This is a genomic window from Dankookia sp. GCM10030260 (assembly GCF_042666655.1).
In the GTDB taxonomy this organism is placed as follows: Bacteria; Pseudomonadota; Alphaproteobacteria; order Acetobacterales; family Acetobacteraceae; genus Paracraurococcus.
Genome location: NZ_JBHTDE010000001.1, coordinates 1 through 17,526 on the forward strand (window position 1 = coordinate 1; position 17,526 = coordinate 17,526).

Sequence of the window (17,526 nt, forward strand, 5' to 3'; positions counted from 1 at the left end):
CTCCGGCCGCTGCAGCCGCAGCACCAGCTCGATCAGCTCTGCCTTGCTTAGCCGCTCAAGCGCGTCCCGCTGCATGCCAGGATCGAATCAGCCAACCCACTCCCGCGCAAGGGGGGTGGGTAATTACCGGGCCACAGCGGGGCGGGGAAGCAGGCAAGGCTGGGGAGGAGAAAGCATGTCCTTCCCGTTGGACGCATGCGTCCAAACCCGCCCTTGATTCTTTGTGAGTCCGGCACCTGCCGCGCGGCAGGTGCCAGGCCCAGAGGAATAGAGGAGGGTCCAGGGAGGATACCTCCTCCCTGGCCTTACCCCATCACCCCCCGCGCGGCGCCGCCGCCCGCGCCAGCCGGTCGTTGATCGCGGCGCCGAGCCCGCCCTCCGGCACCGGCATCACCGCGATGCGGCGGCAGCCGCGTGCGGTGCCTTCCGCGTCCAGCCAGCGCAGGCCGGCGAAGAGCCGCGCCGCGGCCTCGGTCGGGTCGGCGGCCTCCGAAAGGTTCCAGGTGACGGCGGCGCCGGGCAGGGCCGGGCCGAAGGCCAGCAGCGCCTCATCCCGTCCGACGCTGTCGGCGCCGAGCCGCACCGGCAGGCCGGGCGCATAGTGCGACAGCATCATCCCCGGTGAGCGCAGGCTTTCGGTCGCCGCCGCCGCGGCGATGGGCAGCGCGCGGCCGACCTTGCCGAGCAGTGCCTCGATCGCCTCGGCCGGCACGCCGCCGGGGCGCAGCAGCACCGCGCCGGCCCCGGTCAGGTCCAGCACCGTGCTCTCGACGCCGACCGGGCAGGGGCCGCCATCCAGCACCGCGGCGATGCGGCCGGAAAGCCCTTCCAGCACATGCGCCGCCGTGGTCGGGCTGACCGCGCCGGACCGGTTGGCCGACGGCGCCGCCACCGGCCGGCCCACCCGCCGCAGCAGGTCGAGCGCGATCGGGTTGGCCGGCACCCGCACCGCCAGCGTGTCGAGCCCGGCGCCGGCCAGCAGGTCCACCTGGCAGGCCGCCCGGCGCGGCAGCACCAGGGTCAGCGGGCCGGGCCAGAAGCGGTCCGCCAGCCGCCGCGCCCGGTCGTCGGCGCGGACGTCCCCGAAGGCGGCCTCGGCATCCGGGTAGTGGCATATCAGCGGGTTGAACTGCGGCCTGCCCTTGGCGGCGAAGATGCCGGCGACGGCGCGGCCGTCCGTCGCGTTGCCACCCAAGCCGTAGACGGTCTCGGTCGGGAAGCCGACGAGTTCGCCCTGCCGCAGCAGGCCGGCGGCGCGGGCGACGTCACCGGGGCCGAGCTGCTCCGTCATGCACCGGCGCCGCCATGGCAGACGAAATCCGGGTTGCGCCAGCCCGGCTTGCCGTAGCGCAGCGGGCTGCCGTCCACCTGCGTCACCACGCCGCCGGCCGCCTCGACCAGCGCCTGGCCGGCCGCAGTGTCCCATTCCATGGTCCCGCCGAAGCGCGGGTAGAGGTCGGCCGCGCCTTCCGCCACCCGGCAGAACTTCAGCGCCGAGGAGACCGGCCGGCGTTCGGCGATCGGCCGTCCCGCCAGGAAGGGCACCATGCGCGGGTCGTCGGCATAGGTGCGGCTGGCCAGCACGGTCAGCCCCTCCGGCGGCACCGCCCGCACCCGGATGGCGCGCCGGCCGGCCCCGTCCTCCTTCCAGGCGCCGGTACCGAGCAGGCCGCCGAACACCTCGCCCGTCGCCGGCAGGGCGATGGCGCCGAGAACGGCGCGGCCGGCCTCGACCAGGCCGATGCAGACGGCATATTCGCTGCGGCCCTTGGCGAAGTCGCGGGTGCCGTCGAGCGGGTCGACCAGCCAGTAGCGCGGCGCCGCGGCGGTGACGATGCCGGCCGAGACCTCCTCCTCCGCCACGACGGGGTATTGCGGCGTGGCGGCCCGCAGCGCCTCGACGATCAGCGCCTCGGCGACGCGGTCGGCTTCCGTCACCGGGCTTTCGTCCGACTTGCGCTCCACCGCGAAGCCGGCGCGCTTCACCGCCTCGATCGCATGGGCGGCGCGGCGGGCCAGGTCGGCGGCGAGGTCGAGCAGTTCGGGATCGGTCATGCGGAAGGGTGTAGCAGGGCAGGGGCGGCGGCAGAACCGGGGCGGGCGCGGTAGGCCTGGGCGGGTTACGCCTCGGCGTCGTCGGGCAGGCGGGTCGCACGCGTATAATGCCAGTCGGTGCGTCCCACCGACACTTCGCCCAATAGGCCGAAGTCGGCGCGGATGCGGTCGAGCCGCCGCGGCAGCAGCAACTGCGCATCGCTGTAGATCACGAAGCGCTGCTGCGTTCTCTCGTAGACGATGCGGCCGCGCGGCCAGACCTCGTATTCGGTCGCGGCGATGACCGGCCCGAGGGCCGGGACCGGAAGCGGCAGGGCCCGCTTGCGCCAGGCTTCCCAGACCTCGGCATGGCCATCGGGGAAAGTGAGGCAATCGCCATAGGCCTCGGCGGCATCGAGTGGACAGCCTCGGCTGAGCATATGCGTGACGCCCGCAACCACGAACCAGAAAATGCCGACCTGTGGGGGCACGGCGGTCTCGCTTCGCATCGGTGTTCCTGACAGCAGGTCGGGCGAATTCGCCGGGGCCGTAGCGGGGTCGCTCCGGAATTACCTCACATTAAGATTTTGGTTTCTTGAACGTTTATTGTCCCAGTCGCTGATTAGAAAGGGCGCAACGATGTTCGAAGACTTATTCAAGTTTGTTGACAAGGAATTATATGTCCGCTCGGGCTCGGTTTTCTACACCGGGCGGAACGCCTTTCGTCCCCATAATCGCCCGGGACTTTATGTCTTGGGGCTCAACCCAGGGGGCAACCCAGCCGACTTGGCCTGCGGCAGCATATCATCCAACATGGAGTCGTACCGGACGTCAATTCCGGCCGAGTGGTCGGCCTATGTGGATGAGCATTGGGCAGGCGGTTCGGGCCCCAACGATCCGCCCAGGTATTCGCCGATGCAGATCCGCGTGCAGCACTTGTTCAGCCGCATCGAGCGCGACATCCGTATGACACCGGCAAGCAACATCGCTTTCGAGCGCACTGCCAACGCAGCTACTCTGGAAGACAGCGCCGATCTTTTCCGCCGGTGCTGGCCCGTCCATCAGGCGGTGATCGAAGGCCTACAAATCCCCCTGGTGGTATGTCTGGGCGGAACGGCCGGGGCCTGGGTGCGCGAGAAGCTTGAGGCTACGCAAGAGGTCGGTAGCTTTGTGGAGAACAACAATAGACGCTGGACCAGTTTGGCGCACCGCAACGCTGGTGGACTGCACGTCCTGACACTTACCCATCCCAGCCGCGCCGACTGGACCAGTGAAAGCGCCGATCCAACACCCTTCGTGAAGACGTTTGTCCAGTAATACGCCTACTGGCCGTCAGACAAGCCGGGCCGACCCAACGCCTCGCGGCCTCCTCCCCCCGCACCCCATGTGGCGCCCCGGCCGCCCGGTGCTATCGTCCCGCGAACTCCCACTGCAAGGATCATCCGCGGATGCTCGACATCGCCTTCGTGAAGCCGGCCCTGCCCCGCCACGGCGCCCTGGTGCTGCCCCTGGCCGAGGACGCGGTGCTCGCGGGCCTCGCCCAGGCGATCGACGCGGCCTCGGGCGGTGCCGTCGCCCGCGCCCTGGCGGCGGCCGCCTTCAAGGGCCGCAAGGGCCAGTCCTGCACCCTCTGGGCCCCGCTGCCGGAAGGCGGCCCCGCGAAGCTGGTCGCCATCGGCCTTGGCAAGGCCGCCGAGCTGAGCGCGGAAGGCCTGGAAGCCGCCGGCGGCGCCACCCTGGCGCTGGTCAGCGCGGAACGCGAGGCGACCATCGCCGCCGAGGGCCTCGGCGCGCCGCACGCCGCCGCCTTCGCCATGGGCCTGCTGCTGAAGAGCTACCGCTTCGACCGCTACCGCACCACGGAGAAGGAGGACGACAAGCCGAAGCTCGAACGCGTCGCCGTCGCCACCGAGGCCGCCGCCGCCGCCAAGGCCGCCTGGGCGCCGCTGCGCGCTGTCGCCGACGGCGTCTTCCTGTCCCGCGACCTGGTCTCCGAGCCGCCCAACATCCTCCACCCCGAGGAGATGGCCGAGCGCTGCCAGGCGCTGGAGAAGCTGGGCGTCGAGGTGGAGGTGCTCGGCCCGAAGGAGATGCGGAAGCTCGGCATGGGCGCGCTGCTCGGCGTGGCCCAGGGCTCCACCAGGGAACCCCGCCTGGTGGTGATGCAGTGGAACGGCGCCGGCGGGGGCAAGAACAGGAAGCCGTCGGGCAAGCCGGTCGCCTTCATCGGCAAGGGCGTCACCTTCGACACGGGGGGCATCTCCATCAAGCCGGCCGGCGGGATGGAGGACATGAAGTGGGACATGGCCGGCGCCGGCGCCGTCATCGGCCTGATGGCCGCGCTCGCCGGCCGCCGCGCGAAGGTGGATGCGGTCGGCCTGGTCGGGCTGGTCGAGAACATGCCGTCGGGCGATGCGCAGCGCCCGGGCGACGTGGTGAAGACCGCGGCCGGCCTGACGGTCGAGGTCATCAACACCGACGCCGAGGGCCGCCTGGTCCTGGCCGACGTCCTGCACTACTGCCAGGAGCGCTTCGAGCCGCGCTTCATGATCGACCTGGCGACCCTGACCGGGGCGATCATCGTGGCGCTGGGCCACGAACACGCCGGCATGTTCAGCAACGACGACGCGCTGGCACAGCAGGTCGCCGCGGCCGGGAAGGCGGTGGGCGAGGCCTGCTGGCGCATGCCGCTGGGCGAGGCCTACGACAAGCAGATCAAGTCCGACATCGCCGACATCAAGAATGTCGGCGGCCGGCCGGGCGGGTCGATCACCGCGGCGCAGTTCATCCAGCGCTTCGTCGACACCAAGGCCGGGCCGATGCCCTGGGTGCATCTCGACATCGCCGGCACGGCCTGGTCGGCCAAGGACCTGCCGACCGTGCCGAAGGGCGCGACCGCCTTCGGCGTGCGGCTGCTCGACCGGCTGGTGGCGGACCACTACGAGGGGTGAGCGTCACCGCCCGATGCTGAAGGTCCGGCTGCGGCGGGCGCCGCGCGGCAGGGACAGGCTGCGCGCCATCCCGGTCGCCGCCGGCGCCGGGGTGCCGCATGCGCTCCGCGCCGCGGCGGAGGCCGCCGGCTTCACCGGCGCGGCGGAGCAATGCCTCGCCCTGCCGGGGCCGGAGGGCCGCCTGCTGCTGGTCGGCGCCGGCGCGGCGAAGCGGCCGCTGGACTGGGAGATCGCCGGCGGCACCGCCGCCGCCGCGGCCGGGCCGGCGACCCGGCTCGGCCTCGATGCCCGCGGCCTGGGGCCGGAGGCGGCGGCCTCGCTCGCCGCCGGCGCCTGCCTGCGCGCCTGGCGGTTCGAGCCGCATCGCCGGCCGGACGGCCCGGGGCTGCAGGCGCTCGATCTCATCGTCGACAGCCCGGAGGCGGCGGCGCCGCACTGGGCGCGGATCTCGGCCGCGGTGCGCGGCTGCCTGCTTGCCCGCGACCTCACCGCCGAGCCGGGCAACCACCTCACCACCCGGGCCTTCGCCGCGCGGCTGGAGGCGCTGGCCGAGCACGGCATCGCGGTCGACATCCTCGGCCGCAAGCGGCTGGCCCGCGAAGGGCTGGGCGCGCTGCTGGCGGTCGGCGGCGGCAGCCCAAGCCCGCCGCGGCTGGCGGTGCTGCGCTGGCGCGGCAGCCATGCCGCGGCGCCGGTCGCCTTCGTCGGCAAGGGCATCTGCTTCGACACCGGGGGCATCAGCCTCAAGCCGGCGGCGGGGATGGCGGCGATGCGCGGCGACATGGCCGGCGCCGCGGCCTGCGCCGGGGCCATGCTGGCGCTCGCCCTGCGGCAATCGCCGGCGCCGGCCGTGGCGGTCCTGGCGCTGGCCGAGAACAGCATCGGCGGCGGCGCCTACCGCCCCGGCGACGTGCTGCGCACCGCATCGGGCAAGACGGTCGAGGTGGTCGACACCGACGCCGAGGGCCGCCTGGTCCTGGCCGATGCGCTGCACTACGCAAGCCGCTTCCGGCCGCAGGCGATGCTGGACCTGGCGACCCTGACCGGGGCGGTCGTCACCGCGCTGGGCCATCACCGGGCCGGGCTGTTCGGCAACGACCCGGCGCTGCTGGCCCAGGCCGCGGCGGCCGGGGAGGCGGTGGGCGAGGGGCTCTGGCCGATGCCGATCGGCGCCCGGCACCGCGAGGACCTGCGCAGCGGGATCGCCGACCTGAAGCAGTGCCTGGCCGGCCGGCTGCTGCCGGATGCCTGCCATGCCGCGGCCTTCCTGCGCGAGTTCGCCGGCGATGCCCCTTGGGCGCATCTCGACATCGCCGGGGTGGCGGCCCGGGCGGAGGCGGCGGCGCTGGGGCCGGCCGGGCCGAGCGGGTTCGGCGCCCGATTGCTGGATGCGCTGGTGGCGCATTACTTCGAGGATGCGGACCGGCATTGAGGAAGGGTGGGGAGGGGGAAGCATTCCCTCCCCACGCTTCCATTTCTTGGGTTGGCGCCTGCCGCGCGGGAGGGGCCGACCCACAGGAATAGGGAAGGGTCCAGGGCGGATACCTCCTCCCTGGCCTTGCCCCCCGCATGCTATGCCGATGCGCCCCGCATGACCGAGATCGCCTTCTACCACCTCACCCGCACGCCGCTCGACCAGGCGCTGCCCAAGCTGCTCGGCCGCGTGCTGGCCGGGGGCGGGCGTGCCTGCGTGCTGTGCGGCTCCGAGGAGCGGGTGGCGGCGCTGGATGCGGCGCTGTGGCTCTCGACCGACCCGGACTGGTTGCCGCATGGCAGCAAGGCCGCGGGCCATGCGGCGCAGCAGCCGATCTGGCTGTCGGCGGAGGATGCCGAGGCGCCCAACGGCGCCCGCTTCCTGGTGCTGCTGGATGGCGCCGAAAGCGCCCGCCTGGCCGAATTCGACCGCGTGCTCGACCTGTTCGACGGCGGCGACGAGCAGGCGGTGGCGGCGGCCCGCCGGCGCTGGTCCGCGGCCAAGGCGGCCGGGCATGCGCTGTCCTATTGGCAGCAGGGCCAGCGGGGCTGGGAGAAGAAGGCGTGAGGCGCGGCTGGCCCGGGGCTTGCTCGGTCCGTCCCGCCCTGGGAGCCCGGCCATGACCCCACGCCGACGCCATCGCCTGCCGCCCCTGCCCCTGCCGGAGGCGCCGCCGCCGCGCATCGGCCACAACGGCGGCCCGCCGCTCGACCCGGACGAGACCGGGCGGCTGCATCTCTGGCGCCGCGCCAGCAAGCGCGCCTGGGCAGCGCCGCGCGAGGTGATGCTGAGCCGGCTCGCCCGGGCGGAGACGCTGGGGATGAGCTACCGGGAGTACACGCTCGAGATCCTGGAGCGGGGCAAGTACCTTTGAGCAGCCGGCCATGGGCAAGAAAAGACCGGGAAGAAGATATTCTCCGCGGACCCCTCAGCCATTTTTCTGCGCCGACACCCGCCGCGCGGCGAGGCCAGGCCTTCCTGCCGGCCGACCCGCGCCTCAGCCCTCGATCCGGATCCCCGTCAGCTCCACCAGCGCCTTCCACCGCGCCACCTCGGCCCGTTGGAACGCCGCGAATTCCGCCGCCGGCAGCGGCGCCGGGGTGAAGCCCAGCCCGGCCAGCCGCGCCGCCATCTCCGGCTCGGCCAGGATGCGCGGCAGCGCCTCCGACAGCCGGGCGACGATGGCGGCCGGCGTCCGCGCCGGGGCCCAGAGGCCGAACCAGGCATCCACCGCCATGGTGGGCGCGCCGGCCTCGGCGAAGGTCGGCACCTCGGGCAATGCCGCCAGCCGCGCCGGGGCGCCGAGCCCCAGGCACCGCAGCCGCCCGTCCTGCACCAGCGCCACCACCTGCGGCCAGGTCGAGACGAAGAAGTCCACCGTGCCGGACACGGTATCGGTCACCGCCTGGGCGCCGCCCCGGTACGGCACATGGGTCGCCTCCAGCCCCTGCCGCCTGACGAAGCTCTCGGCGATCACATGGCTGGCCGAGCCGACGCCGGAGGAGGCATAGGTCAGCCGCCCGCCGCCCTTCCCGCGCGCCGCGAGCTCGGCCAGGCTCCGCGCCGGCGACGCCGCCGGCACCACCAGCGCGTGGTGCACCTCGGCCAGCCGGCCGATGGGGGCGAAGTCCTCGACCGGGCGGTAGGGCAGGTCGCGCACCATCGCCGCATTCGCCGCATGGGTCTGGTTGTTGCCGAGCGCCAGCGTGTAGCCGTCCGGCGCCGCCGTGGCCGCGGCCTGGGTGCCGACCACCGCGGCGCCGCCGGGCCGGTTCTCCACCACGAAGCTTGCTCCAGGGATCGCGACCGCCAGCCGGTCGGCCAGGGTGCGCGCCAGCACATCGGTGCTGCCACCGGGCGGGTAGGCCAGCAGGATACGAACCGGGCGGGACGGCCAGGCCTCCGGCGCCTGCGCCTGCGCCGCCCCGGGCAGCAGGAGGGATGCGGCGATGAGCCCGCGGCGGGAAATCATGCAGTCCTGTTCCTTGGTCGTTGCGGATGACATTGCCGGGCTTCTAGCCCGGGACGCCGACCGCGTCGCCACCCCCGTGACTTGGCCGCTTCACCCGGATCACCCCGATGTGACGAGCTTTGACACCATAACCCGCCCCCTGGAAACATTCGGTATTGTTTCTGCCGCGATTACGCCACAGCAGTTGTGTCATACTGCCGCTGCAACCGGGGGTACGGAGCATGACAGGCAGGTCAGCATCCCCATCACGGACGGGCCGAGGGTGAGGCGCATGGACAAGCGCGCCGATCCCTGGGGCGACTTCCTGCGGCGGCTGCTGCTTTCGGCCAGCCTCGCCGGCACCGCGCTGTCCGCCGCCTCGGCGGCGGAGGAACCGGAACCGCCGGCCGCCGAGGTGGCGGAGGCCGAGCAACCGGTTCACCCCCTGGCGGTGACCGAGACGCGGTCCTGAGGCGGATCGCCGCCTGGCAGGCAATGGCCTGGCGCGGCCCGCCGAACCGGCGGATCCGCAGGCCGCGCTAGCGCCGCGCCGCGAAGAAGCCCCGCAGCAGCGCGGCGCAGTCCGCCTCCCGCACCCCGCCGACGACCTCCGGCGCGTGGTGGCAGCTCGGTGCCGCGAAGATCCGCGCGCCATGGTCCACCCCGCCGCCCTTCGGGTCATAGGCGCCGAAGACCACCCGCCGGATGCGGAAGAAGCTGGCGGCCTGGGCACACATCGGGCAGGGCTCCAGCGTCACGGTCAGGGTGCAGTCGGTCAGGTACTTCGCCCCGCGCCCGGCCGCCGCCGCCCGCAGCGCCAGCATCTCGGCATGGGCGGAGGGGTCGTGCCGCGCCTCGACCGCGTTCCCCGCCGCCGCCAGCACCGCGCCGGCGGCATCCGTCACCACCGCGCCGACCGGCACCTCGCCCCGCGCCGCGGCGGCGGCGGCCTCCGCCAGGGCGCGTTCCATGGCGGGATTGGGGGGAAGGGGCATCGCGCGACCTTGTACCGGCAGGGCGATCAGGTCTAGCAACCCGCATGCGCACCCGCCCCGTCATCGGCGTCACCCTGGATGCGGAGGAGCCGGGCGGCTACTCCAAGCTGCCCTGGTACGCCCTCCGCAAGAACTACTTCTCCGCCATCGCCGCGGCGGGGGGCCTGCCCGTGGCCCTGCCGCACGATGCCGACCTGGCCGAGGCCTATCTCGACGAGATCGACGGGCTGGTCATCACCGGCGGGGCCTTCGACGTGGACCCGGCGCTGTATGGCGGCGGCGACACCCACCCGACGGTCACGCTGAAGGCGGGGCGCACGGATTTCGAGCTGGCGGTGACCCGCGGCGCGCTGGCGCGCGACATGCCGGTGCTGGGCATCTGCGGCGGCCAGCAGCTGCTGGCGGTGGCGCTCGGCGGCACGCTCATCCAGCATATCCCCGACACGGTGGCGAACGCGCTGGAGCACGAGCAGCCCAACCCGCGGACCGAGCCCGGCCATCCCATCGCCATCGCGCCCGACACCTTGCTCGCCCGCATCACCGGCACCGAAGGGATGGCAGTGAACAGCGCCCACCACCAGGCGGTCGCCACGCCCGGGACCGGCGCCGTGGTCAACGCGCTCGCCCCCGACGGCGTGGTGGAGGGCGTCGAATCGACCGCCCACCGCTTCGCCCTCGGCGTCCAGTGGCACCCGGAATATGCGGTGGACCCGGCCGACCCGCTGATCTTCCGGGCCTTCGTCGAGGCATGCCGCCATGGATGACCTCGACGACGACGACGACATCATCGACCAGGGCGCGGACCAGCCTGGGGCCGAGCCCGCCGAGCGCGGCGAGCGCATCGCCAAGTGGCTGGCCCGCGCCGGCGTCGCCAGCCGGCGCGACGCCGAGAAGCTGATCGCCGAGCGACGGGTCAAGCTGGAGAACCGGGTGGTGGAGACCCCCGCCACCTTCATCCAGCCCGGCGACCTGGTCACCGTCGATGGCCGCATCGTCGCCAATGCCCAGCGCACCCGGCTGTTCCGCTACCACAAGCCGGTCGGGCTGGTGACCACCCACAAGGACGAGAAGGGCCGCCAGACCGTCTTCGCCGCCCTGCCGCCCGGCCTGCCGCGGGTCGTCTCGGTCGGCCGGCTCGACCTCAATTCGGAAGGCCTGCTGCTGCTGACCAACGACGGCGCGCTGGCCCGCAGGCTGGAGCTGCCGGCCAATGGCTGGCTCCGCCGCTACCGCGTCCGGGTCAACGGCTTCATCGACGAACGCCTGCTCGCCGGCCTGGCCGGGGGCGTGACCGTGGAAGGCGTCCGCTACGGCCCGATCGAGGCCGGGCTCGACAGCCGCCAGGGCGCCAATGCCTGGCTGACCGTGGCGATCCACGAAGGCAAGAACCGCGAGGTGCGCCGCGTCATGGACCACCTGAACCTCAAGGTCTCCCGCCTCATCCGCACCGCCTACGGACCCTTCCAGCTGGGGTCGCTGACCCGCGGCAGCGTCGAGGAGGTGAACCCCAAGGTGATGCGCGACCAGCTCGGCCTGAAGACCGACACCCCGGCGCAGGCGCGGCTGCGCAAGGTGAAGGCCGAGGCGCGCGCCGGCCGGGCCACGGCCGAGGAGCCGCCCGAGGCGGACCAGGGTTAGCCGGGCTTGCGCATCATCGCCGGGCAGCATCGCGGCCGGCGCCTCGCCGCGCCCGCCGGGCAGGCCACGCGGCCGACCGCCGACCGGGTGCGCCAGGCGCTGTTCGACATGCTCTGGCACGCCCCCTGGGCGGGCCGCGAACGCATCGAGGACGCGAAGGTGCTGGACGCCTTCGCCGGCACCGGCGCGCTGGGCCTCGAGGCGCTGTCGCGCGGCGCCGCCTCGGCCGTCTTCCTGGAGAACGACCGCGCGGCGCTGGCCGCGCTGCGCGCCAACATCGCCACCTGCCGGGAGGAGGCGCGCTGCCGCGTCCTGCCGGCCGACGCGACCAGGCCGCCGCGCGCCCAGTGGCCCTGCGACCTGGTCTTCCTCGACCCGCCCTACCGGGAGGGCGTGATGGAGACGGCGCTCGCCGCGCTGGCCGCCGCCGGTTGGATCGCCCCCGGCGCCCTGGTCTGCGCCGAATACGGTGTCCCCCCCACCGCTCCGCCGCCCGGCTTCACCCTGCTGGCCGACCGCGCCCATGGCCCGGCCCTGCTGCTGGTCCTGGAAGCCGCGGCGTGACCACGGGCCTCGCCCGCGCCCTGGTCGCGCTGCCCTCGATGGGGCTGGGCGGGACCGAGAAGCACAGCGCCGCCCTGGCCAATGCGCTGGCCGAGGCCGGGGTCGCGGTGACCGTGGCGCTGGAGCCCGCGCTGGACGCCGGCTTCGCCGCCATGCTGGGCTGGCCGACCCGGGTGCACCGCCTGGCCGTGCCGCTCGGCTGGCAGCCCAGGGCCACGCCCGAGGCCAACATGGACCGACAGGAAGCGGCGCTGGCCGAGGCCCTGGCCGCCAGCCGGCCCGACCTGGTCATCCTGCCGCTGCCCTGGCCGACCCATGGCCTCGGCCTGTTCCGCGGCCTGCACGCCGCCGGGCTGCCCAGCCTGGTCATCCACCACCTGGCACCGCGCGAGCCGGAGCCGCCGCTGCCCGAGGCGGCGCTGGCGGTGCTCGCCGCGCTGCCCGATGCGCCCTTCTGCTGGGCCGCCGTCGCCGCCCCGGTCGCCGCCCGCGCCGCCGCGCGGCTGGGCCTGCCGGAGGCCGGCTTCGCCGTGGTGCCGAACGGCGTCCCGGCGCTGCCGGTGGACCCGGTCGACCGCGCCGCCGCCCGGGCGCGGCAGCGCCGCCGGCTCGGCCTTTCGCCGGAGGCGAAGCTCCTGGTCTTCGCCGGCCGGCTCGAACTCTCGAAGGGCGCCGACCTGCTGCCGGAGATCGCCCGGCGGCTGGAGACGGCGGCCGGCGCCACCCTCGCCGCGCTCGGCGAGGGCTCGCTGCGCGCCCCGCTGGCGGCCAGCCCGGCCGGCCGGCGCGACGGGCCGCTGCGGCTGCTCGGCCATGTGGACGACGTGCCGGACTGGCTGCTGGCGGCCGATGCGCTGCTGCTGCCCTCCCGGCTGGAGGGCTGCCCGCTGGTCTTCCTGGAGGCCGCGGTGCGGCGCTGCCCGGTGATCGCCTCGGGCGATGCGCTGGAGGCCTTCGGGGCGGAGGCGCCACGCCTGGCGGCCATCGCCCCGGCGGGGGGCGTCGCACACTTGACAGATAAAGCGGCCGTGAGATTGAACGACCCCGCTTCCGCCCGGGCCGCCGTGGATGCGGCCTACCGATCCGCCGTCGCGCTGGACGAGGCCGCCATGCTCCGCCGCTATTTCAGCCTGATCCGGGCCGCCCTTGCCTGATTCGCGCGCGGCCCTGACCCTGCCCCCGCCCGCGCCGCCGCAGGACCCGGCGGCGGTGGCGATCGTCGTCATCGTCCCGGCCTGGAACCAGCCCGGCCTGCTGCCCGAGGCGCTGGCCTCGGTGCTGGCGCAGGCGGGGGCGCCGCCGGTCGCGGCGGTGGTGGTGGACGACGGCTGCCCCTCGCCCTCGACCGCCGCGGTGGCGCTGCAATACGCCGCCGCCCATCCCGGCCGGGTCTGCCTGCTGCGGCAGCGCAACCAGGGGCTTTCCGCGGCGCGCAACACCGGCATCGAATTCGCCCTGGCCGCCTTCCCGAACGCCGGGGCGGTCTTCTTCCTCGATGCCGACAACCGGCTGCTGCCGGGCTTCCTGGCGCGCGCCTGGGCTGCGCTGCGGGCGGCGCCGGCCGAGGTCGGCTGGCTCTACCCGGATGTCGACGATTTCGGCGCCGCGGCGAATTATGCGACGGGCGGTGAATTCTCCCTGCTGCACCTGCTGGTGCAGAACTACTGCGAGGCCGGCAGCCTGGTGCGGCGGGCGCTGCTGGAGCAGGGCCTGCGCTTCGACACCGCCACCATGCGGGCCGGCTTCGAGGACTGGGACTTCTGGCTGCAGGCGGCCCGCGCCGGCTTCCGCGGCCAGCACCTGCCGGATGCCGGCTTCCTCTACCGCCGCCGGCCGGAAAGCATGCTCACCGCCGCCGAGCGGCAGCGCGACCACCTGCTGCGGCTGCTGCGGGAGCGCCATGCGCCGCTGCTGCGGCCCGCCGCCCTGCTGCGGCTGGAGGCCGCGGAGGCGCCGCGCTTCGCCGTCTTCACCGTGGACGACCCCGCCGTCGGCCTCTGCCTCGACCCCGGGCAGGTGCAGCGCCTCGCCCCCGCCGCGATGCGCGCCCGGCTGGTGCAGGCGGGGCGGACCCCCGGCGCGGTGCATGCCCCGGCGATCTGCGTCTTCGCCGAGGCCGGGGCGCTCGGCCTGCTGCGCCGCCACGGGCTGCTGGCCATGCTGCTCTGGTGGGCGGAGCGGCTGCTGCGGGACCACGACATGGTCGCGCTTGACCTCGCCGCGGCCGAGGCGGCGGAGCTCCGCTTCGAGCTGCGGCAGGACCCCGCGGCGGCGATCGCCACCGCCCCCGTCCTGCTGCTGGGCAGCGAGCGGCTGCTGCGCTTCGCCGCCGAGCCGCTCTCGCCCGCGGTGGCGAGCCTCGACGGCGAGGTGCCGCTGCCGCGCATCGCCCGGCTGCGGCTGACCCTGCCGGGGGCGGTGCCGGCCGCCTCCGCCGCCACCCTGCGGCTGCTGCAGGCGGAGATCGCCGCGCTCGGCCGGCTGCAGGCGGCAACCGCCGGGCTGCCGGGGCCGTGGCGGACCGACTGGCGCAGCAAGCGCGGCGGCATGGCGATGGAGGCGCGGGCGGCGATCGGGCTGGGCGCCACCCTGCCGCGGCTGCCGGCGCCGGGGAAGCGCGACATCGGCTTCCTGCTGCCGCTGTTCTCCTTCGCCGGGGTGGAGAAGGTGCTGCTGCGCCAGGCGCAGGTGCTGCGCGCCCGCGGCTGGCGCACCCACCTGGTCGTCGCCGGCGCGCTGCGCATGGACTGGGGCCCGGAGGTCGGCGCGAGCTTCGACAGCGTCACCCTGTTCCAGGGGCTCGGCGAGCAGTGGCTGGAATACGATGCCGGCTATTTCGGCATCACCACCTCGCACATGGACCGCGACGCGGCGGCGGCGGATGCGCTGGGCGTGCTGGCCGGCTGCGACGCCGTGGTGAACACCCATGCCATGGGCTGCCATGCCCTGGCCGCCAGCCTGCGCCGGCTGGGGGTGCGGGTCTTCGGCGGCCTGCATCTGGTCGAACGCACCCGCTGGGACGAGCCGCTGGGCAACCCGCATTCGCTGGCCGCCTATGAACACGCCTATGACGGGTTGCTGGTGATCTCGGACGCGCTGCGCGCCTGGTGCATCGGCCATGGCATCCCGCGCGACAAGCTGCTGCTGGTGCGCAACGCGCCCGGCTATGCGGCCGACCCGGCGCGGGTCGCCGCGGCGCGGGCGGCGCGCCCGGCGCGGGAGGGCCCGCTGCGGGTGCTGTTCATCGGCCGGCTCGACCCGCAGAAGGGCATCGACCGGCTGGCCGCCATGATCGCCGCGACCCGCGGGCCGGCGGTGGCCTGGCGGGTGGTGGGCCGCGAGGTGCTGAGCGACGGCACCCGGCCGCTGCTGGAGGTGGCGGTGGAGCCGCCGGTGCAGGACCCGGCCGCGCTCGACGCGCTCTATGCCTGGGCCGACCTGCTGGTGCTGCCGTCGCGCTTCGAGGGCGTGCCGCTGGTGATCCTGGAGGCGCAGCGCATGGGCTGCGCGGTGGCCGCGACCGAGGTGGGCGCTGTGGCCGAGATCGTCACCGATGGGACCGACGGCGTGCTGGTCCCGGCCGAGCTGGCGGAGGAGGCGATCATCGCCCGCTTCATCGAGGCCATCCAGGGGATGGCGGCCGACCGCGCCGGGCTGCGGGCCATGGGCGCCGCCGCCGCGGCCAGGGCCGCGGCGCTGGATTGGGAGACAGGCATGCAGGAATTCCTCGCCCGGCTGGATGCGCTGGTGCCGGCGCCGGAAGCGGCCGCGCCGCCGGTGATCGACGACCGGGCGATGCACGCGCCGGCCTGGATCGCGCCATGAACCCCCGGGTCGCCCCCGGCCGGCTCGCCGCGCTGTTCGACGGTGGGCCGAAAGTCATCATTCTGCCGGGCGTCGCGGCGCCGGAGGCGCTGGCGCTGCCCGGCCTCGCGTCCTGGGTCCTGGCAGCGGACGGGGGGCTGCATCCGCTTGGCGCGGCCGCCGAGGGGCCGGGGATCCCGCTGCCCGCCGCCCCCGGCCAGGCGCTGGCGATCGTCGCGCCGGAGGCCGCCGCCGCCGCCGCGCTGCTCGGCTGGTGGCGGGATGCCGCGCCGGCCGCGCTGCCGCCGGTGATCGAGGCCGGCTCCGGCGCCGCCGCCCTGCCGGCGATCGCCGCCGCCGCCCTGGGCGCGCTCGCCGCCAGCGCCGCGGAGGGCATGGCGGCGCAGCAGGGGCTGGCGGCGCTGCGGCAGGAGCACGAGGCGCTGCGGGTCTCCCAGGCCGCGCTGCGCCGGGCCGCCGCGCAGCTCCAGCCGCCGGCCGTGCCGCTGCTGGTCGCCTCGGTCGAGCCTTCCCCGGAGGGCCATGCGGTGGCGGCGCAGGCGGGCCGGCTGGCCATCGGCCAGGCGCTGGGGGTGAAGCTGGAAGGCCTGGCCAGCATCGCGCTGCATCTGCGGGAGGCATTGGCCGGGGCCGAGGCGGTGCTGCGGGTGCGGCTCTATGGCGCCGAGAGCGGCCGGATCGCCGGCGCCTGGGTGCTGCCCGGCCGGTCGCTGGCGGCGGGCTGGCTGACGCTCGACCTGCCGGAGCCGGTCGGGCCGCTGCGCGAGACCGCCTGGCTGGAGGTGAAGGCCGAATTGGGCGGCTTCGACCGGCTGGCCCTGTCGCTCGGCGCCGAGCCGGTGGCGCCGGGCCATGCCGCTTCGGTCGCCGGCGGCGGCGGGGAGGGCCGGGCGCTGGCCTGCGGCCTCTGGACCGCGATGCCCGGCCGCCGGCTGGTGCAGTCGCCGCATTGGGACGGCGAGGCCATCGGCCTGCCGGCGCCCCCCACCGGCGCCACGGCCGAGCTGCCGCAGCAGGTCTGGAACGCCGCCCGGATGCCGGAAGGCCGGGTGGAGCGGGTGGCGATCGGCCACCAGCCGGCCCGGCTGGTGGCGGCGCTCGCGCCCGGGGAGCAGGCGCTGGTGGTGCTGCCGGCGGTGCCGCTGAACGGACTCGACCTGCTGCGGGCCGAGCTGGCCGTGGCGCTGGGCGATGCCGCCTGGCTGGAGGCCGCGCTCTGGCTGCAGCCGGAGGGGACGACGATCGGCGCCGCGGCCGAGCTGTCCACCGTCGCGCCGGGCGCGCGCTGGTCCGGCTGGCATGCCGGGGTGTTCGGCGACGGCACCTGCCGGCTGGCGCTCGCCCTGCCGCCCGACCCGCCGCGCCGGGCGGTGGTGGCGCTGGTGCTGCGCAACGCCGCGACCGGCCCCGAGGAGGTGCTGCGGGTCGAGGTGGCCCGGCTGTCCGGCACCCGCGCGGCGCAGCCGCCGCCCGAATCCGCCCGCCGCGCCCCGCCGCCGCTGCGCATCCTGCCCGCGGCGCCTGCCGAGGCGCCGGTCGCCGCCGCGGTGCGGCTGCTGGAGCGGTTCCTGGTGCCCGGCGGCAGCTACCGGCATATCGACCTGCTGATGGAGGGCGTCCGCGCCGGCGCGCATGCCTGGCCGCGGCTGCGCTGCAAGCTGGCGGTGAACGGGGCGGTGCCCTCGCTGGAGTTCCGCCAGCGGCCGGACTGGCCGGTGCTGTTCGAGACCTGGCCGGCCGGGCCTTCGGATGCGGCGGGGCCCTATATCCAGATCACCGAGGCGAAGCTGGCCGGCGGCTTCGCCGCCTCCCTGAAGGGGGAGCGCGACCGGGCGACCCTGGCGGCGATCCTGCGGCTGCTGCCGGCGGTGGTGGCGACGGCGGCACGCGACGCCACGACCGACCCGGAGGAGTATGAGCGCTGGATCGCCAGCGCGCGGCAGATGGCGGCGGCGGTGACGCTGGTGGAGAAGGCCGGGTAGGAAGAAAGGCTGGGGAGAAGGTATTCTCCCCAGGCCCCTCATCTATTTCCGTGGGTTGGCGCCTGCTGCGCGGCCACACCGAACCCAGAGTAAAGGAGGGGATGGGGTTGGG

General features: G+C 74.8%; 17 protein-coding genes. 12 read left to right on the forward strand and 5 right to left on the reverse strand.

Going from position 1 to position 17,526, the window contains the following annotated elements; translation table 11 throughout:
• Positions 1-313: 313 nt before the first annotated feature.
• The 3 genes from ACFQS7_RS00005 to ACFQS7_RS00015 all read right to left on the reverse strand — a co-directional run bounded on the left by ACFQS7_RS00005 (position 314) and on the right by ACFQS7_RS00015 (position 2,543).
• Complete coding sequence (locus ACFQS7_RS00005) at positions 314-1,291, reverse strand: L-threonylcarbamoyladenylate synthase (RefSeq protein ID WP_380064960.1); 978 nt, start codon at positions 1,289-1,291, stop codon at positions 314-316.
• Positions 1,288-2,055, reverse strand: a complete 768-nt coding sequence (gene cysQ, locus ACFQS7_RS00010; RefSeq protein WP_380064961.1) for a 3'(2'),5'-bisphosphate nucleotidase CysQ — start codon at positions 2,053-2,055, stop codon at positions 1,288-1,290. The genes ACFQS7_RS00005 and cysQ overlap by 4 nt, the downstream gene beginning before the upstream one ends.
• Before the next feature lie 65 nt (positions 2,056-2,120).
• Entirely contained in the window at positions 2,121-2,543 is a 423-nt protein-coding gene (locus ACFQS7_RS00015; RefSeq protein ID WP_380064962.1) for a hypothetical protein, read from the reverse strand.
• A 130-nt stretch (positions 2,544-2,673) separates the two neighbouring features.
• On the opposite strand from ACFQS7_RS00015, the gene ACFQS7_RS00020 reads away from it, so the two are divergent.
• The 5 genes from ACFQS7_RS00020 (at position 2,674) to ACFQS7_RS00040 (ending at position 7,333) form a co-directional block, all read left to right on the forward strand.
• Positions 2,674-3,351 (forward strand): hypothetical protein, encoded by a 678-nt coding sequence (locus ACFQS7_RS00020; protein WP_380064963.1) that lies wholly within the window; start codon positions 2,674-2,676, stop codon positions 3,349-3,351.
• Between the two features lie 131 nt (positions 3,352-3,482).
• Positions 3,483-4,985, forward strand: coding sequence for a leucyl aminopeptidase (locus ACFQS7_RS00025; RefSeq protein WP_380064964.1), 1,503 nt, complete (start codon positions 3,483-3,485; stop codon positions 4,983-4,985).
• A 13-nt stretch (positions 4,986-4,998) separates the two neighbouring features.
• Positions 4,999-6,417 carry a leucyl aminopeptidase family protein gene (locus ACFQS7_RS00030; RefSeq protein WP_380064965.1) on the forward strand — a complete coding sequence of 473 codons (1,419 nt, stop codon included), beginning with the start codon at positions 4,999-5,001 and terminating at the stop codon, positions 6,415-6,417.
• A gap of 159 nt (positions 6,418-6,576) precedes the next feature.
• Entirely contained in the window at positions 6,577-7,026 is a 450-nt protein-coding gene (locus ACFQS7_RS00035; RefSeq protein WP_380064966.1) for a DNA polymerase III subunit chi, read from the forward strand.
• Between the two features lie 52 nt (positions 7,027-7,078).
• Positions 7,079-7,333 (forward strand): hypothetical protein, encoded by a 255-nt coding sequence (locus ACFQS7_RS00040; protein WP_380064967.1) that lies wholly within the window; start codon positions 7,079-7,081, stop codon positions 7,331-7,333.
• A gap of 123 nt (positions 7,334-7,456) precedes the next feature.
• Here ACFQS7_RS00040 and ACFQS7_RS00045 read toward each other — a convergent pair whose 3' ends face one another.
• Positions 7,457-8,431: a Bug family tripartite tricarboxylate transporter substrate binding protein gene (locus ACFQS7_RS00045; RefSeq protein WP_380064968.1), complete on the reverse strand. Its 975-nt coding sequence runs from the start codon at positions 8,429-8,431 to the stop codon at positions 7,457-7,459.
• A 271-nt stretch (positions 8,432-8,702) separates the two neighbouring features.
• Between ACFQS7_RS00045 and ACFQS7_RS00050 the strand changes: the two genes are divergently transcribed.
• Entirely contained in the window at positions 8,703-8,882 is a 180-nt protein-coding gene (locus tag ACFQS7_RS00050) for a hypothetical protein (protein ID WP_380064969.1), read from the forward strand.
• A 67-nt stretch (positions 8,883-8,949) separates the two neighbouring features.
• On the opposite strand, the gene ACFQS7_RS00055 is transcribed toward ACFQS7_RS00050, so the two are convergent.
• A complete protein-coding gene (locus tag ACFQS7_RS00055; protein ID WP_380066178.1) occupies positions 8,950-9,381 on the reverse strand; it encodes a nucleoside deaminase in 432 nt (143 codons plus the stop codon).
• A gap of 68 nt (positions 9,382-9,449) precedes the next feature.
• On the opposite strand from ACFQS7_RS00055, the gene ACFQS7_RS00060 reads away from it, so the two are divergent.
• From ACFQS7_RS00060 to ACFQS7_RS00085, 6 genes are read left to right on the forward strand one after another with little or no spacing between them, the layout of a single operon-like run.
• The gene (locus ACFQS7_RS00060) at positions 9,450-10,169 is read left to right on the forward strand and encodes a gamma-glutamyl-gamma-aminobutyrate hydrolase family protein (RefSeq protein WP_380064970.1); all 720 of its coding nucleotides are present in this window, start codon (positions 9,450-9,452) and stop codon (positions 10,167-10,169) included.
• On the forward strand, positions 10,162-11,043 hold the full coding sequence (locus tag ACFQS7_RS00065) for a pseudouridine synthase (protein ID WP_380064971.1): 882 nt from the start codon (positions 10,162-10,164) through the stop codon (positions 11,041-11,043). The genes ACFQS7_RS00060 and ACFQS7_RS00065 overlap by 8 nt, the downstream gene beginning before the upstream one ends.
• 6 nt (positions 11,044-11,049) lie before the next feature.
• Positions 11,050-11,607, forward strand: coding sequence for a 16S rRNA (guanine(966)-N(2))-methyltransferase RsmD (rsmD, locus tag ACFQS7_RS00070; protein WP_380064972.1), 558 nt, complete (start codon positions 11,050-11,052; stop codon positions 11,605-11,607).
• Positions 11,604-12,761: a glycosyltransferase gene (locus ACFQS7_RS00075; RefSeq protein WP_380064973.1), complete on the forward strand. Its 1,158-nt coding sequence runs from the start codon at positions 11,604-11,606 to the stop codon at positions 12,759-12,761. Before rsmD ends, ACFQS7_RS00075 begins: the two co-directional genes overlap by 4 nt.
• Positions 12,754-15,432 (forward strand): glycosyltransferase, encoded by a 2,679-nt coding sequence (locus ACFQS7_RS00080; protein ID WP_380064974.1) that lies wholly within the window; start codon positions 12,754-12,756, stop codon positions 15,430-15,432. The genes ACFQS7_RS00075 and ACFQS7_RS00080 overlap by 8 nt, the downstream gene beginning before the upstream one ends.
• The gene (locus ACFQS7_RS00085) at positions 15,429-17,414 is read left to right on the forward strand and encodes a DUF6212 domain-containing protein (protein WP_380064975.1); all 1,986 of its coding nucleotides are present in this window, start codon (positions 15,429-15,431) and stop codon (positions 17,412-17,414) included. The genes ACFQS7_RS00080 and ACFQS7_RS00085 overlap by 4 nt, the downstream gene beginning before the upstream one ends.
• The last annotated feature ends 112 nt before the right edge of the window (positions 17,415-17,526 follow it).

Coding starts and splice junctions, on each gene's coding strand:
- ACFQS7_RS00035 (WP_380064966.1), top strand. CDS start 6,577: ATGACCGAGATCGCCTTCTACCACCTCACCCGCACGCCGCTCGACCAG.
- ACFQS7_RS00085 (WP_380064975.1), top strand. CDS start 15,429: ATGAACCCCCGGGTCGCCCCCGGCCGGCTCGCCGCGCTGTTCGACGGT.
- cysQ (WP_380064961.1), bottom strand. CDS start 2,055: ATGACCGATCCCGAACTGCTCGACCTCGCCGCCGACCTGGCCCGCCGC.
- ACFQS7_RS00055 (WP_380066178.1), bottom strand. CDS start 9,381: ATGGAACGCGCCCTGGCGGAGGCCGCCGCCGCCGCGGCGCGGGGCGAG.
- ACFQS7_RS00060 (WP_380064970.1), top strand. CDS start 9,450: ATGCGCACCCGCCCCGTCATCGGCGTCACCCTGGATGCGGAGGAGCCG.
- ACFQS7_RS00045 (WP_380064968.1), bottom strand. CDS start 8,431: ATGATTTCCCGCCGCGGGCTCATCGCCGCATCCCTCCTGCTGCCCGGG.
- ACFQS7_RS00025 (WP_380064964.1), top strand. CDS start 3,483: ATGCTCGACATCGCCTTCGTGAAGCCGGCCCTGCCCCGCCACGGCGCC.
- ACFQS7_RS00030 (WP_380064965.1), top strand. CDS start 4,999: ATGCTGAAGGTCCGGCTGCGGCGGGCGCCGCGCGGCAGGGACAGGCTG.
- ACFQS7_RS00015 (WP_380064962.1), bottom strand. CDS start 2,543: ATGCGAAGCGAGACCGCCGTGCCCCCACAGGTCGGCATTTTCTGGTTC.
- ACFQS7_RS00005 (WP_380064960.1), bottom strand. CDS start 1,291: ATGACGGAGCAGCTCGGCCCCGGTGACGTCGCCCGCGCCGCCGGCCTG.
- ACFQS7_RS00050 (WP_380064969.1), top strand. CDS start 8,703: ATGGACAAGCGCGCCGATCCCTGGGGCGACTTCCTGCGGCGGCTGCTG.
- ACFQS7_RS00020 (WP_380064963.1), top strand. CDS start 2,674: ATGTTCGAAGACTTATTCAAGTTTGTTGACAAGGAATTATATGTCCGC.
- ACFQS7_RS00040 (WP_380064967.1), top strand. CDS start 7,079: ATGACCCCACGCCGACGCCATCGCCTGCCGCCCCTGCCCCTGCCGGAG.
- ACFQS7_RS00065 (WP_380064971.1), top strand. CDS start 10,162: ATGGATGACCTCGACGACGACGACGACATCATCGACCAGGGCGCGGAC.